The organism is Streptomyces sp. KL109B (genome assembly GCF_030766935.1).
In the GTDB taxonomy this organism is placed as follows: Bacteria; Actinomycetota; Actinomycetes; order Streptomycetales; family Streptomycetaceae; genus Streptomyces.
In genome coordinates, this window is record NZ_JASERL010000014.1 from 226,986 (window position 1) to 241,848 (window position 14,863).

At 72.4% G+C, this 14,863-nt stretch carries 12 protein-coding genes; 6 read left to right on the forward strand and 6 right to left on the reverse strand.

Translation table 11 applies throughout. The features are described 5' to 3' along the window. Positions 1–88 precede the first annotated feature (88 nt). Positions 89–544 (forward strand): MarR family winged helix-turn-helix transcriptional regulator, encoded by a 456-nt coding sequence (locus RBJ65_RS35840; RefSeq protein ID WP_306319596.1) that lies wholly within the window; start codon positions 89–91, stop codon positions 542–544. 25 nt (positions 545–569) lie between these two features. Here the strand turns inward: RBJ65_RS35840 and RBJ65_RS35845 are convergent, their stop codons facing one another. After that, positions 570–1,673: an LCP family protein gene (locus RBJ65_RS35845; protein ID WP_306319597.1), complete on the reverse strand. Its 1,104-nt coding sequence runs from the start codon at positions 1,671–1,673 to the stop codon at positions 570–572. Positions 1,674–1,954: 281 nt separating this feature from the next. On the opposite strand from RBJ65_RS35845, the gene RBJ65_RS35850 reads away from it, so the two are divergent. From RBJ65_RS35850 to RBJ65_RS35860, 3 genes are all read left to right on the forward strand, one after another. Next, positions 1,955–2,425, forward strand: a complete 471-nt coding sequence (locus RBJ65_RS35850; protein ID WP_306319598.1) for a putative immunity protein — start codon at positions 1,955–1,957, stop codon at positions 2,423–2,425. Positions 2,426–2,435: 10 nt separating this feature from the next. Next, positions 2,436–4,064, forward strand: a complete 1,629-nt coding sequence (locus RBJ65_RS35855; RefSeq protein WP_306319599.1) for an isocitrate lyase/phosphoenolpyruvate mutase family protein — start codon at positions 2,436–2,438, stop codon at positions 4,062–4,064. 82 nt (positions 4,065–4,146) lie between these two features. Beyond that, positions 4,147–4,884 (forward strand): dienelactone hydrolase family protein, encoded by a 738-nt coding sequence (locus tag RBJ65_RS35860; RefSeq protein WP_306319600.1) that lies wholly within the window; start codon positions 4,147–4,149, stop codon positions 4,882–4,884. Between the two features lie 20 nt (positions 4,885–4,904). Here RBJ65_RS35860 and RBJ65_RS35865 read toward each other — a convergent pair whose 3' ends face one another. Further along, positions 4,905–5,807: a thioesterase family protein gene (locus tag RBJ65_RS35865; RefSeq protein WP_306319601.1), complete on the reverse strand. Its 903-nt coding sequence runs from the start codon at positions 5,805–5,807 to the stop codon at positions 4,905–4,907. A 23-nt stretch (positions 5,808–5,830) separates the two neighbouring features. Beyond that, a complete protein-coding gene (locus RBJ65_RS35870) occupies positions 5,831–6,472 on the reverse strand; it encodes a TetR/AcrR family transcriptional regulator (protein ID WP_306319602.1) in 642 nt (213 codons plus the stop codon). A 104-nt stretch (positions 6,473–6,576) separates the two neighbouring features. On the opposite strand from RBJ65_RS35870, the gene RBJ65_RS35875 reads away from it, so the two are divergent. Together RBJ65_RS35875 and RBJ65_RS35880 are read left to right on the forward strand one after the other, a co-directional pair. After that, complete coding sequence (locus tag RBJ65_RS35875; protein WP_306319603.1) at positions 6,577–7,749, forward strand: acyl-CoA dehydrogenase family protein; 1,173 nt, start codon at positions 6,577–6,579, stop codon at positions 7,747–7,749. 50 nt (positions 7,750–7,799) lie between these two features. Further along, positions 7,800–9,164, forward strand: coding sequence for an MFS transporter (locus tag RBJ65_RS35880; RefSeq protein ID WP_306319604.1), 1,365 nt, complete (start codon positions 7,800–7,802; stop codon positions 9,162–9,164). Positions 9,165–9,208: 44 nt separating this feature from the next. Here RBJ65_RS35880 and RBJ65_RS35885 read toward each other — a convergent pair whose 3' ends face one another. The 3 genes from RBJ65_RS35885 to RBJ65_RS35895 all read right to left on the reverse strand — a co-directional run bounded on the left by RBJ65_RS35885 (position 9,209) and on the right by RBJ65_RS35895 (position 14,858). Continuing rightward, positions 9,209–12,370, reverse strand: a complete 3,162-nt coding sequence (locus RBJ65_RS35885) for a discoidin domain-containing protein (RefSeq protein ID WP_306319605.1) — start codon at positions 12,368–12,370, stop codon at positions 9,209–9,211. 15 nt (positions 12,371–12,385) lie between these two features. Next, the gene (locus RBJ65_RS35890; RefSeq protein ID WP_306319606.1) at positions 12,386–14,182 is read right to left on the reverse strand and encodes a glycoside hydrolase family 2 protein; all 1,797 of its coding nucleotides are present in this window, start codon (positions 14,180–14,182) and stop codon (positions 12,386–12,388) included. Between the two features lie 64 nt (positions 14,183–14,246). Beyond that, positions 14,247–14,858, reverse strand: a complete 612-nt coding sequence (locus RBJ65_RS35895; protein WP_306319607.1) for a hypothetical protein — start codon at positions 14,856–14,858, stop codon at positions 14,247–14,249. Between the last annotated feature and the right edge of the window lie 5 nt (positions 14,859–14,863).

Genomic DNA, 14,863 nt, shown 5'->3' on the forward strand with positions numbered 1-14,863 from the left:
CATGCGCCACGCACAGTTATTACGTACACGTCCTATGCGCTTCACGGTAAAGTACGTGTACGTCCTAATCAACCGAGGGGTCCTGTCGATGTCCCGTCCGAAGCCCGGGAAGAGCACGCACGCCGAGGCGCTGGAGGCCGCGCTCGACGGGCTCGGTCCGCTGGCCCGCCAGCTCAACCAACTGCACACCAGGCTCTGGTACGAACAGGTCCACCAGGACCTGACAGGCCCGCAGTTCACCGTCCTGAGCCTGCTGGAACTGCACGGAGACATGGACCAGGGCACGCTCGGCGCCGCCGCCCACCTCGACAAGTCGACCGCGGCACCGCTGCTCGAACGGCTGCGGGGCCGCGGTCTGCTGGAGATCGAGAAGGACGAGCGCGACCGCCGCCGCAAGCTCGTACGCATCACGGACGGGGGTCGGCGCCTGGTGGCCCGTCTCGCGCCCGGTGTGATCGACGTGAGTGATCAGCTGTTGGAGGGTCTTTCCACGGGGGAGCGGGAGGAGTTTCTGCGGCTGCTGCGGCGGGTGACGGCGCGGTAACCGCCTTCTGGGGCCCCTCGGTTGATCAGCCGGACGACGAGCCGTTGGCCGGGTTGGCCCGCTGGTCGTGCACGATGGACGACGGGATCGACTTGTCGTTCTTGAGCGCGTCCCAGACCTGCCCCGCGTCCGGGGACTTGGGCACCACCCGGTTCGGGTCGCTCGGCGCGGTCTGCGTCGGCAGCGTCACCTGCGTGACGTCGTCCGCCCCGATGCCGGTGAGGCTCTTGCCGAGGCCGAGCAGCGAGGAGATCGAGTCCAGACCGGTGTCCGTGGTCAGGGACTTCGTCAGGTCCGACGCGATGTCGTACGCCTGCTTCGGGTGCGTGACCAGGTTCAGGCTCTTCACCTGGTCGATGACGGCCGTCGCCATCTGCTGCTCCAACTGGATCCGGTCGAGGTCCGAACCGTCGCCGACGCCGTGCCGCGTACGGACGAACGCGAGCGCCTCGTCGCCGTCCAGGTGGTGCGTGCCGGCCGGCTCGTCGAAGCCGCTGTCCGGGTCGTCGATGTCCTCGGTCGTGGTGATGGTGACACCGCCGATGTCGTCGACGAACTGCACGAACCCGGAGAAGTCCAGCTCCACGTAGTGGTTCAGCTCAAGACCCGACATCTGTTCCACGGTCTTCACCGTGCACTCCGGACCGCCCTCGCTGTACGCCGAGTTGAACATGGCGTCCTGCTGCGCGGGAACGGTGTTTCCGTCGCTGTCGGTGCACGTGGGAATGTCCACGAGCGTGTCGCGCGGAATCCACACCGTCTCGGCCTTGGTGTGGTCCTCGTTGATGTGCACGACGGCCGTGGTGTCCGAGCGGGAGGTGCCTCCGGTGTCGCCGCCGGCCAGGTCCCCGTTGTCGCCGGAGCGGGAGTCGGAGCCCATCACGAGGATGTTCATCGCGCCGGAGTCGTCGGCGTCGGTCAGCACCTTCGACAGGTCGATGCCGGAGACGTTGTGGTCGAGGCGCCAGTACGCGAAGCCGGCGGTGCCGAGGCAGACGACGAGGACGGCCGTGACGACCCATACGAGGCGGCGCACGACGCGCTGCTTGCGGGTGCGCTCGTCCTTGCGGTGCCGCCTGTCGGGGTTCCGGCGGGGCAGTGGGAACCGTCGTCCGTCGCGCGTGGCCATCGGTGAGAAACCTTTCCGTCGAGTGGCAGGCCCGGACCGGTGGCGCTGCGGGCAGCCTGTCGCGCTGCCGGGGCTCTCGTCTTCGGTGCGGCCTCGGGAAGGTGGTCGCGCGCGCTGCGGTGCACGCGTCACTTCACTTCCGTCCCTACTACCGTCGCCGAGGCGGGTGGGCGGCGCACAGAGGCGAAGGGCCCGACGGTGGCCGGGCCCAAGGTCTCGTGCGGTCCGGGTGACTCGGGCGGCCCGGGTGACTCGTGCGGTCCGGGTGAGAGGATCGCGTCATGCCGACGACACCCAGGACCACGCCGACGCATTCGACGGTGTCCCGTACGACGGTGACGGATACGACGGTGACCGGGGACTTCGACCTGACCATGGACGAGCTGCGCGCCGTCGCACGGTACGCCGCGCAGAGCGCTGAACAGGCCCTCCCCGTGTTCGAGGCCGCCGTTCCCGACGACCCCCGGACGCGAGCCGCCGTCGACGCCGCGTGGGACTTCGTGGGCGGAGCGAAGCGGTCCCGGCTGCAGCGCGTCACCGCGCTCGACGCGCACCGGGCCGCCAAGGAGGCGGACACCGAAGCGGTGCGCCGCGCCACGCCCGCCGTCGTCGAGGTACTGAGCCGGTACCCCGCCGCGCCGCACGGAAAGAGCCGCGTGGCACACCTGATGAGGGCGCTCGACGCGGCGCTGCGCGGCGGGGCGGCGGACACCGGGCACGCTTCGGCCGGCCCCGAACGGTTCCCCGCCTAGCGTCGACCGCATGAACCGAACCGTGCACGAGGTCCACGACTACGACGACGTACGCGCGGCGCTGGCCAACCCGGACCTGGTGCCGGAGCTGCCCGCGGGCCCCGAGGGCAGGACCGGCGCGTCGATGGCCTGGCTGCGGTCCACCGTCCCCCGGTTCAGCTCCGGCGAGCCGCACGCGCGGCGCCGCGCACTGGTGGAGGCCGAGCTGGCCCGCCTCGACCCGACGCGGCTGCGGGACGCGGCGAGCCGCTGGTCCGATGCCACCGGGGCCGACGTCGTCCGCACCCTCGCCGAGGCGCTCGGCTACCGCGAACCACGGACCGTGGCGGAATCGATCACAGCGGTCGCCGCCGCCTACTTCGGCGGCGAGGACGCGAGGGCGGACGCGGCGGTGGAACTCCTCGTACGACTGCTGTCTCCGGGCGGGGAGGGGCAGGGCGGCAGGGAGTCGCTCGGCGGCGCGGAGCCGCACGACGCCGAAGAACTGGTCGCCGCCCGCATCTGCCTCCTCGTCCAGGCCTGCGACGCCACCGCCGCACTCGTGCGCAATGCCCGGTCCGCCGCCGATGCCGAAACCCGCCTTCCCGTGGACGCGCTGCTCCACGCGACCCTCCGCGACGACCCGCCCGTCCGCGCCCTGCGCCGCGTCGCCGCCCGGGACACCAAGGTCGGTGAGGTGGCGGTCGCCGCCGGGGAACTGGTGCTGCTGGACGCCACCGCGGTGGGCCCGGCGGACGGCGATCCGCCGCTGGCCTTCGGGGCGCCGCCGCGCGTCTGCCCCGGACGGGATCACGCCATGGCCCTGGCGGCGGGCGCCCTCACCCGACACTCCCGGACCGCCCCCACCCCACACCCCCGAACCACCCTCGCCCCACACCCCTCGACCGCCTTCGCCCGCCTGCACCGGCAGCCGACCCCCTTGCTCCTGCCGAACGCCTGGGACTGCGCCTCGGCCGCCGCCCTCGCCGCCGCCGGGTTCGCGGCCGTCGGCACCACCAGCCTCGGCGTGGCCGCCGCCGCGGGGCTCCCGGACGGCGCGGGTGCCACCGCCGGCGCCACCCTCGCCCTGGCCCGCCAACTGGGCCGCGGCACTCTCCTGTTCACCGTCGACATGGAAGGCGGCTTCAGCGAGGACCCGGACCAAGTGGCGCAACTGGCCCGCGAGTTGGCCGACGCAGGCGCCGCGGGAATCAACCTGGAGGACGGCCGCGCCGACGGCACCCTCACCCCGACCGAGCGCCATGCCGCGAAGATCGCGGCGGTCAAGGTGGCCGCCCCCGGGCTGTTCGTCAACGCCCGCACCGACACCCACTGGCTCGGCCTCGGCCACGACGGCACCGAGGAGCGCCTCGCCGCGTACCAACAGGCGGGCGCCGACGGCCTGTTCGTGCCGGGACTCGCCGACCCGGACCGCATCCGCGCGCTGACGTCCCGCTTCGAACTCCCTCTCAACGTCCTCTACTCGCCCACGGGCCCCACCCTCGACGAACTGGCCGTGCTCGGCGTCCGCCGCGTCAGCCTCGGCTCCCTGCTCTACCGCAGAGCACTCGGCGAGGCCGTGGCCACCGCGCGCGCCATCCGCGACGGGCGGCGGCCGACCGGCGACACACTCTCGTACGACGAAGTGCAGGCACTGTAGGCGAGAGGGACACCCGGCCGGTGTTCTGCCGCCGGCAGAACACCGGCCGGTCCGGGCTCAACGATCACTACAGTCCAGACACATGACAACGACCACGACACGCACGGTCGAGTACGCGGCCGACGGCTTGCCGATGCGCGGGCATCTCGCGCTCCCGGCCGGTGACGGTCGTCGGCCCGCGGTGCTGCTCGGGCCGGAGGGCACGGGGCTCAGCGACGTCGAGCGGCGCCGGGCCGATGCCCTCGCCGAACTGGGATACGTGGCGCTGGCCTTTGATCTTCACGGTGGGCGCTACTTGAGCGACCCCGAGGAGATGCGGGCCCGTTGCCTGCCACTGCTCGCCGAACCCGACCGGATGCGGGACATCGGCCACGCGGCGCTCGACGTGCTGCGCGCCGAACCGCGGACCGACCCCGACCGGATCGCCGCCGTCGGCTACGGCACCGGGGGCGCCGTCGGCCTCGAACTCGGCCGCGACGGCGTCGACCTGCGCGCGATCGGGACGGTCAACGCACTGACCACGGGACGACCGGGCGAGGCGGCGCGCATTCGCTGCCCCGTGTGGGCCGGGGTCGGCTCGGAGGACCCCATCATGGCGCCCGCGCAACGGGACGCGTTCACCGCCGAGATGCGGGCCGCGGGCGTCGACTGGCGCCTCACCGTCTACGGCGGCGCCCTGCACGCCTTCCACCACCCGCCGGTCGGTCACGTCACGGTCCCCGGCGTCGGCTACCACCCACAGCACGCGCGGCGCGCCTGGCGCGATGTCGTCGACCTGCTCGCCGAGTGTCTGCCGGTGCCGGAGAACCCGGGGGTATGACCCGCGACCTCGGCGCAAGTTCACCGCTCCGGCGCCGGATTCGCGAGCGCCGTCGTGGTGCAGTAGCCGATGGGGCCCGCCGCGTCGTACAGGGTGCAGTGGCCGACCGCGATGCCGTCCTCGGCGGTGTGCGCCGTGGCCTCGAGGCCGATCTCGTCGCTGAGCGGGAGGCGGCTCAAGGAGAGCGTGTAGTCGGCGTTGATGTAGCGCAGGCCGTCGTCGCCCGCGTGGGCGAGGGGACTCGCGGTGTCGGCGGCGAGCGCGGCGCGGACCAGCGGTGACAGGGCCTCGCCGCCGACCAGCGGGCGGGCGTCGCGCATCCAGGACCGGCGCCGCTCATCGCCGCGCCACTCCCGCACCGGCCGCAGCTCCTCGTCGAAGCGGAAGAACTGCGTACGGCCGTGCGCGGCGAGCAGTTCCTCCGGCGGTGGCGCGTCCCACGGCCCGGTCGCGGGGATGTGTCCCGGCGGTGGTGTGCTCGTGCGCAGCAGCACCGCGCTGGCCCTGGCCAGCTGCTTACCCCCGCCGTGCACGACGGCGTCGGCCACCCGGATCCGCCTCCCGTCGCGCACCCGCTCCGTCGTGACCTCGACCGGGGCGAAGGGCGCGGTGCGGAACAGGTCGACCGTCAGCCGGGCGAAGTGCAGCCCCTCATCGGCGTGTTCACGTTCCAGCGCCCGCGCCGCGAGCCCGCCCAGGAGCCGGCCGTGCACCGTGCCGGGCGCCCACCAGCCGCGCGCGTGCTCCTCGGGCACGAACGTGTCACCACGCAGGGTGAAATAGGGCGCCTCGTCCTCGGTCTGTGCCACGTGTGTTCCCTTCAGTGCGTTGAGCCCGTTCAGTGCGTTGAGCCCGTTCAGTGTGTTGAGCCCGGTCGGTACATTCATGCCGTGCATGCCGTGCATGCCGTGCATGCCGTGCATGCCGTTCAGGCCGTGAAGTCGGTTCAGTGCGTACGGAGCGGGTCGATGTGCAGCGGGTCCAGCCTGCGGATGAGCGCGACGGTGGCGTGACAGATCGCGTCGGCGTCCCGCTTGCGCGCACACGTGCCGATCTCCCGGCCCGCCTCGCCGATCACCGACGTGAGGACCCCGACGACGAGCCGGTCCACCGGCTCGCTGCCCGCTTCCAGCAGCACCGCGTTCTGCCGGATCCACTCCAGGCCGCGCGCCCGCCGCATGCGCTCGAAGCCCGGCGGCCCGTCCCCGTCCATCCACAGCTTGATCAGGTCACGGCGCCGCCAACACCCCTCCAGGAAGCTGCGCGTGCCGACGAGGAACAGCTCCAGCGGATCCGTCTCGCCCGCCGCCCGCGCCGCGGCCACCGCTTCGGACGCCTCGCGCTCGCGGGAGTTCTCGTAGTCCTCCCACAGCGCCACGAACAGCTCCGTCTTGCCGCCGAAGTGGTGGTAGAGGCTGCCGACACTCGACCCGGCCCTGCGCACCACCGCGACGATCGCCGTGTCCGTGAACCCCTGCTCGCAGAAGACCTCGCGGGCCGCGTCGAGCAGGGTGCGGCGGGTCTGCTCCGTGCGGCTCCACTGCCAGGCGTTGTCCTTGACCGCGGTCCGCACCGCCTTGCGTGTCATCCTGCTGCCCCCTCCGACCGCTTCCCACCTCTTGACCCACTGCCCCGCCGCAGGCAATTTGAACTCATTCCTAGATTCCCGTTCCAGGATTGAGGGGCACTGCCGTGGTCGACTTCTCGCTGTCCACCGAGGAACGCCAGATCCGGGACACCGTGCGCGCGTTCATCACCAAAGAGGTGATGCCGCTGGAGCAGGACGTGCTCCGCAACGAACGCGCGGGACGGCCAGGTGTCGACCCCGCACAGATCGCCGAACTCCGCGCCAAGGCCCGCAAGGTGGGCTTCTGGGGTGTCAACACCCCGGAGGAGTACGGCGGGATGAACCTCGGCGCCGTCATGTCCGCGATCATCGCGATGGAGACCGGCCGCACCTTCGTCCCCTTCAGCTTCGGCGGCGGCGCCGACAACATCCTCTACTCCTGCGACGACCAGCAGAAACAGGAGTACCTGCTGCCGACCATCGAGGGTGAGCGCCGCTCCTGCTTCGCCATCACCGAACCCGGCGCCGGCTCCGACGCCCGCAATATCCGCAGCCGCGCCGTCCGCGACGGCGACGACTGGCTGATCACCGGCGAGAAGACGTTCATCACCGGCGGCAACGAAGCCGACTTCGTGATGGTGTTCGCCGTCACCGACCCCGACAAGGGCGCCGACGGCGGAGTCACCTGCTTCCTCGTCGACCGAGACATGGGCTGGAAGTCCGAACCCATCGCCACCATGGGCCAGTGGGGACCCGCCTCCCTCGTCTTCGACCACGTACGCGTCCCAGGACGCAACGTCCTCGGCGAGGTCGGCCAGGGCTTCCACCTCGCCATGCGGTGGATCGGCCAGGGCCGCTACCTCATCCCCGCCCGCGCCATCGGCTCCGCCGAACGCATGCTGCAGATGGGCGTCGACTACGCCCGCCAGCGGCACTCCATGGGCCACCCCATCGCCGACTACCAGGCCATCCAGTGGCACATCGCCGACTCCCAGGTCGAGATCGAGTCCGCGAAGTGGCTCACCCTGTACGCCGCCTGGCGCGCCCAGCAGGGCATGGACGCCCGGCACGCCTCCTCCATCGCCAAGCTCAACGGCGCCGTCATGGCCAACCAGGTCGTCGACCGCGTCCTCCAGATCCACGGCGGCATGGGCTACACCAAGGAACTCCCCATCGAACGCTGGTACCGCGAGCTGCGCCTGCTGCGCATCTTCGAAGGCACCGACGAGATCCAGAAGCGCACCATCGCCCGTAACCTCATCAAGGGGCACGTCCGACTCGGCGGGATCGGCGAGTGAAGCCGGGCCGGCGAGTGCGGCCGGGCCGGCGAGTGCGGCGGGGCCGGCGCGTGACCGGCGGACGCCCGCGCCCGCGGCTCTTCCGGGTGCGCGAGCTCGACCACTACCCCAACTCCCGGCAGCGGATGCGCATCCTGTCGATGGCCGTCCTCGCCGTCCTGATCGCCTCCTACGAGGGCCAGATCGCGCCCGTCGTGCCACTGCTCCTCGACGACCTCGACATGTCACTGACCACGTACGGCGCCGTCTCCGCCACCGCGCTCGTCGCGGGCGCCATCGCGTCGATGGTCGGCGGTCGGCTCACCGACACCGTCGGCCGAGTGCGGCTCATCGTGCCGCTGCTGATGCTCACCGCGCTGTGCTGCTTCCTGATGACGACCGTCCACTCACCCGGTCAACTCCTCGCCGTACGCGCCGTGTTGTCGGTGGTCGACGGGATGGCGATGGCGGGCACCGCGCCGCTCGTGCGGGACTTCTCGCCGCGGATGGGCCGCGCGCAGGCCTTCGGCTTCTGGACCTGGGGCCCGGTCGGCGCGAGCTTCCTCGCCGCCGCCGTCGCCAGCCTCACGCTGCCGCTGTTCGACGACTCGTGGCGCTCGCAGTTCGTCATCATGGGCACCGTCTCGCTCGTCCTCTCCGTGGTGATCGCCCTCAACATCGCCGACCTGTCACCCGAACTGCGCGCCCGCATCGTCCAGTCCGAACGCGAGACACTCGGCCGCGCCGACCACACCGAACCACCCCGCGTCCGCGACCTGTTCGCACACCGCGCCGTCTGGGCACACGTCATCGGCATCGCGTCCTGGCTGGTGCTGTACGTGACACTCACCGTGTACGGGCAGACCATGCTCGCGGAGAGCTTCGACCTGACGGCGGCGCGGGCCTCCCAGATCATGGCGGCGTTCTGGACGCTGAACATCCTCACGCTCGTCCTCTCCGGCCGGCTCTCCGACCGCCTGCAACTGCGCAAGCCGTTCTGTGTCGGCGGCACGGTCGGCGGCATCGTCCTCACCGCTTACCTGGCGAGCCTCATCGGCCGCGACGACGTGTCACACCTGCACGTCGCCATCACCGGCGCCCTCATCGGCGGCGTGATGGGCTGCGCCTACGGGCCGTGGATGGCGAACTTCTCCGAGAACGCCGAGGACATCGACCCGCGCCTCCAGGGCACCGCGTGGGGCGTGTTCACCTTCCTGACCAAGGCGATGGCGGTGGTGGTGCTGGTCGCGGTGCCCCGTGTCATCGAGTCCGGCGGCTGGCGCGCGTGGCTCATCGTGTCGGTGTGCTGCATGGCCGTGTTCGTGCCGGCGTCGCTGTTCTTCCGCGGCCCCTGGCGGCGCGCGAAGGCGGCACCGGAGGCGGCACCGGAGGCGTCGCCGCAGGACGCCCCGGCCCCCGCCCCCGCGAGCGACTGACCTACGGCACACCACCCGTCGTGCCGAACGAGGGCGCGACCGCCTCAGCGCACGGACAGGCGGACCAGTCGCGCGTCCGTGGCCCGGCCGCCCGCCACCACCGCGAACGCGACGTACCGCGCGGTGGCGGAGCCGAGCTTGAGGGTCCGCTCCGGGCCTTTCCCGTCGAGGCGGCCGGCGCCCCGGTACGCGAGCCCGTCGGCGCTGAGCTCCACCTCGGCGGGCGGCGCGCCGCCGACCGTCCACTGCGCCTCCACGGTGCGGACCGCTCTGTCCTCGCCGAGGTCGACGACCAGGCGGCCACCGGGACCCGGCCGCCACGAGGTCGACCGGTCCCCGTCGACCGCCGCGCCCGGATCGGACATGCCGTCGGGCAGCGGACCGGTCGGGAACACGCTCCGGCCCAGCGCGAGATCGTCCAACGGGAACGCGGTGGCACCGGGCAGGTGCACGGCCGTCTCCCGCGCACGCGTCACCACGGCCACCGCGCTACGGCCCTGCGCCGCCACCCGGACCCGGCACGCGGCGCCGGAGAGCCGGACGGTGGCGCCGTCCACGACCCGTATGCGCAGGCCGGTGGGGAGGCGGTCGCCGGAGAGCGGGGTCAGCGTGCAGCGCGGGGCGAGCAACACCGCCTGTCCGGCGTCGAGTTCGGCATGGTAGGCAGTGCCGTCGTCGGTGACGGTCTGGTCGCCCTCGAAGGCCGTACGACGTGTGCCCTCCTGCGGGACGGACACCGGCGTGGTGACTCGCCCGCCCGACAGGTTGAACACCGCCAAGTGCCCATCGGTGAGCGACACATGAACCGCACCGGAGGCGGCCGTGGGGAAGGGCCCGGTGGCCGCCGCGCGCAGCGCGCCCGCCGACGCCTCCGCGAAACCCTCCACCACGACGGGCGCCGCCGGGCCGTCCGCCGCGACGATCGTGTCCCCGTACACCGCGATCGGATGCCCGCCGCCCCGCACCACGAGCCCGGCCCGCCCGTCGACGTCGAGCCAGCCACCACGGCTGCGCACGTCCGGCTCCGGCCACGTGGCGAGGTCCTCCCAGTGTGTGCCGTCCGTCGAACCCTGGACACGGTAGGCGCGCCCGGCGGCGGCCTCCCAGCGCACCGTCACGCGATCGACGTCGTGCGTGGCACCCAGGTCGACGGCCAACCAGCTGTCGGCGCGCGGCCGTTCGGCCTTGGCCACCGCCCACCGGGTCGTCGGGTCACCGTCGACGGCGAGAGCGGCACCCCTGCCGGTCTCGCTGGACGACGCGGTCGCCGCCCCGCCGCGCGCCAGATCCGGGCCATCGGCCCCGTCCCGTACCTCCAGGGCGTACAGCGAGTACCCGTACGTCGGGTCGGGGCGCACACCGAGCATCCGTACGTGCCGGACGGCGGTGCGCGGCACCTCCACCTGATCGACGCGCGCACCCGAACCCGACCCGTCCTCGTCCCGGGCCCGCACCGAGACACCGCCCTCCTCGAAGCGGTAGGCGCGTGAGCCGTCGAGCCCCGCCATGCCGGGCATCGTGAGGTTGTGCACCTCCAGATGGCCCTCGCCCGCGCCGGTACCTGTGCTCGCGTAGACCACCGAACCCGTCGGCAGCGTCGCGAACCCCGCGTAGCCGCCGCCCAGTTGGAGTACGCTCGCACTGCCGTCGAAGCCGTCGCGCACCGACTCGTACACCCGCACCTCGCGCGCCGTGACCTCGCCCGCCGTGGACGGCAGGAACATCGGTGTCGCGCCGCTCAGCCTGAACAGCCAGTCGTCGTGCCCCGGCTGCCAGCCGAACTTCACGAAACCGGACTTGCCGACGGCCCCCGCCCACGCGGCCCGCGACTGATGGGACACAAGCCCGGGCCCCGCGCCGAAGTCCGTGACCCCGCGGGCGTGCTCGAACACCTCCTCACGCGCGTACGGGTGCACCGGCTCATCACCGCGCTCGGCCGCCCACACATGCAGCAGATAGCTGATGGCCAGCTCGGCGCGGGCCTCCGGCTCGTACTTCGGCTCACCCGAGAACTTCGCGAGGCGGTACTGGGGCGGATACTTCTGGTACGCCTCCAGGCGCTCCGCCAGGGCCTGTTCGGCCCAGGCCGCCGACCGGTCGCCCGTCACCCGCGCCAGGAACGCGAGCGGGATGACATCCCTGCCGTACAGGTGCTCGCGGTCGTTGACCATCGGCATCAGCGGTTCACCGGCATCGCTCATGACACCAAGGAGCGTGCGCCAGAGCGGCCGCGCGTTCGGCTGCCGCGTCAGGACCTCGGGGAGCGGCCGCCCGGCCGCCAGGAAGTGTGCCGCGTTCCGGCCGGAGGTGCGCCACAACTCCTCCTGGTAGTGCGGGCCGAAGGAGCCGTGGTTCTCGACGATGAACGTGTCGTACAGGTTCCGCGCGGAGTTGCGCGAGACGCGTACCCCGTCCACGAGCGCCGGATTGGCCAGGTCGGCGGGCGGCAGACCGGCCTCGTTGCGCGACCAGACACCGTATCCGGACTCCCAGTCGCCCCGGCGCGGATCGTCAGGGGCCCAGGCGAGGGCGGGCGCGAGGGTCTGCGCGTACAGGCCCATCTCCTCCAGCTTGGTGTCACCGGCGTGACCGCCCTTGAGGCCGTTCGGCGTCCAGTCGCCCGAGTCCGGATCGTCGCCCGTGCCCAACGACGTGGTGTACGCGGCCTGTTCACGGGTGATCGTGTCGACGCGGGAGCGGGTGGTGGCGTCGAGCTCGTCCCACAGGAGCCGCGCCGCGAGCACGAAGTACGACTGGAAGGTGGTGTCGAAGAACAGCTTCCGGCCCCACTCGGTGCCGCCCGTCAGCCGGTTCGACGCCGCGAAGTGCCGGATGGTGGCCAGCGTGCGCGCCTTGAGGGTGTCACGGTCGACACCGGCCCGCGCACTGTCGTACGTGCCGTGGGTCAGCAGCACCGCGTTGCCGAGGACGACGGCGAAACCGAAGTCCTTCGCGGTGTAGTGCCCCGCCGCACCGTCCCACTGGGTCTCGGACCAGCGGGTGTGGATCAGCAGGACCCGGTGGTAGGTGGCCGCGATGTCGTCCGGGGGCGCGGCCGAACCGTCCGCCGCACACGCCGAGTCGGCGCCGGTGAGCGCGGGCAGCGCGGCCATGGCGCTCGTCAGGCCGACGGCTTGCAGGAAGCCACGACGGTGCAGCGGCAGCGGCAGCCGGGGTGGTGGTGTGGGCGGCAGGTGGTGTGACATGTGCGGGAACCTCCATCAGTCGCGGGTCCGCGTGAGGATCGCGCGGAGTTCGGGCACCGGCAGCTTCGGCTCGCGGCCCGCCGTCAGCAGGCCGTTCACCTCCTGCTCGGTGTCGGTGAACTGCGTGTAGCAGAATCCGGCGAGCCCCGAGTCCACCGCCGCCCCCACCAGCGAGGACAGCCGCTCGGCGAACTCCTTGTCCGTGGCCACGGTGTCGTAGCCGAACCACTCGGCGCCCTCGGCCGGTTCGAAGGTGGCGCCGCCGAACTCGCTGAGCACGACCGGCTGCCCCTCGTGGCGCACCCCGTCGAGCGTGAGGCGGCGGACACCGGGCCACTGCTCCGTGAACTCGCCGCGCCGCACCGCCGGTTGACCGTACCGCTCGCGCAGCACGTCCGCCCGCTGCGTGTAGTCGTGCACGCCCCACATGTCCGCGGCGGAGATCTCCCAGCCGTCGTTGGAGACGGCGGGGCGGGACGGGTCGAGGGCCTTGGTGAGGTGGTAGAGGGCGTCCATGAAGTGGCGTTGCTCGGGCACGAGCGCCGGATTCGGCACGGACCAGGACTCGTTGAGGGGGATCCACGCGACGATCGAGGGGTGGCTCAGGTCGCGCGACACCGCCTCCGTCCACTCGGCGATCACCCGCTCGACCGTGGTCGCGCCGAACGCGTACGCGGACGGCATCTCCTCCCACAGCACGAGCCCCAACCGGTCGGCCCAGTACAGGAAGCGCGGGTCCTCGATCTTCTGGTGGACGCGCAGCCCGTTGAGGCCGATCTCCTTGGCGAGCTCCGCCTCCCGGCGCAGCTCCTGAGCCGACGCCGCGAGGTGTGATCCCGGCCAATAGCCCTGCTGCAGCGCGAGCCGAAGGAAGTACGGCTTGTGGTTGAGGAGGAACAGGCCGTCGTCCCAGCCGATGTCACGCAGCCCGACGTACGACATGACACGGTCCACCGGGGCGCCGTCCGCCGCGTCCGCCACCTCGACCGTCGCGTCCACGAGGTGCGGGCGCTCCGGCGTCCACAGCAATTCGTCCCGGTCCTGGCCGTGCCGCAGCGCGGGCACCGCGATGTCGAACGTCGTCTCCTGCCCCTCGCACAGCGTCCGCTGGTCGGCGAGGACCCGCTCGCCCAGCACGAGCCGCACCGACACATGCACGGGCGCCGCGGGCCACCGGCTCAGCCGGACCCGGCAGCGTACGCGGGCGTTCGCGACGTCCGGGGTCCAGTGCAGCGTCGTGATGTGCCGCTCGGGAACCTCCTCCAGCCACACCGGCTGCCAGATGCCCGACGTGCGGTGGTACCAGATGACGTGCGGGTCGCGGCGCCAGTCCTGCTTTCCGCGCGGCTGCGTCACGTCGAGCGGCTGGTCCTCGGCGCGTACGACGACGAGCTGTTCGCCGTCCCCGTCGACGGCATCGGTGATGTCGCAGGTGAACCCGGTGTGCCCGCCCTCGTGCCGCCCCACCGGGAGCCCGTTGACCCACACCTCCGCCCGGTGGTCGACCGCGCCGAAGTGCAGCAACAGGCGCCGCCCGGCGGCGGGACGGGCCACGTCCACGGTGCGCCGGTACCACAGCACCGGATGGAACGCGGTGTCCCGCAGCCCGGACGCCGCCGACTCGGGCGGGTAGGGCACGGTCACGACGCCGGTGAACGGCCCGGTGACCTCCGGATCCATCCAGCGCTCCGCGCGACCGCGGTCGGCGTCGTCGTGGGCGAACCCCCACGGACCGCACAGGTCCCGCCAGTCGGGGTCACGGACCAGCTGCGGCCGGGGGTGTCCTGCGACGTCGAGGTGGGTGTGAGACAAGAAGAACTCCGGTGGTGTGGTGCGCTGTTCAGGAAAATTCCGGGGATTTCGCGGAGCCCGGCTGTCAGGACGCCGCCCCGTCGGCGGGGGAGTGGCGCAGGTCGACGGCGGTGGCGGCGAACGCCAGTGGCCCCGCGAGCAGCGGCACGAGCATCGGCATCGCCCACGCGAGAAGCGCGGCGAGGACGACGGCGCCCGCGAGCAGCAGGCTGCCGCGCGGTTCGGCGAGCGTACGCACGAGCCCCTCCCGCACGGACAACTGGTGTGGTGCTTCGAGCGCCGTGGCCCGCAGCCCCACGACCGCCGCGCCCAGCGCGAGCAGCAGCAGGGCGGGCGCCAGGACCCGCGCTCCCGGAAGCCCGGAGCGGACCAGGGCGCCGTCGAGCAGCAGAAGCACGGCGAGGGCTGGCGGCAGCAGGCCGCCCAACAGGGCGCGCCCGGTCAGGCGGGCGCGCAACTCACCCACGTAGACACGCGAGTTGACCGTCCTCCCGTCCCGCGCCGCGCCCCGCAGCGTCGCCGACGCCGCCGAGAACGCGGCGGGCGCCGTGACGACCGGCAGGCAGGCGAGGCTCGTCAGGAGGCCGACGAGGAGCATGTCCGCGAAGAGTGTGAAGCCGCCGCCGAACACCTCACCGGGCTCGCGACGCCCGGCAGGGGACATGTGTGTGGTCATGACGG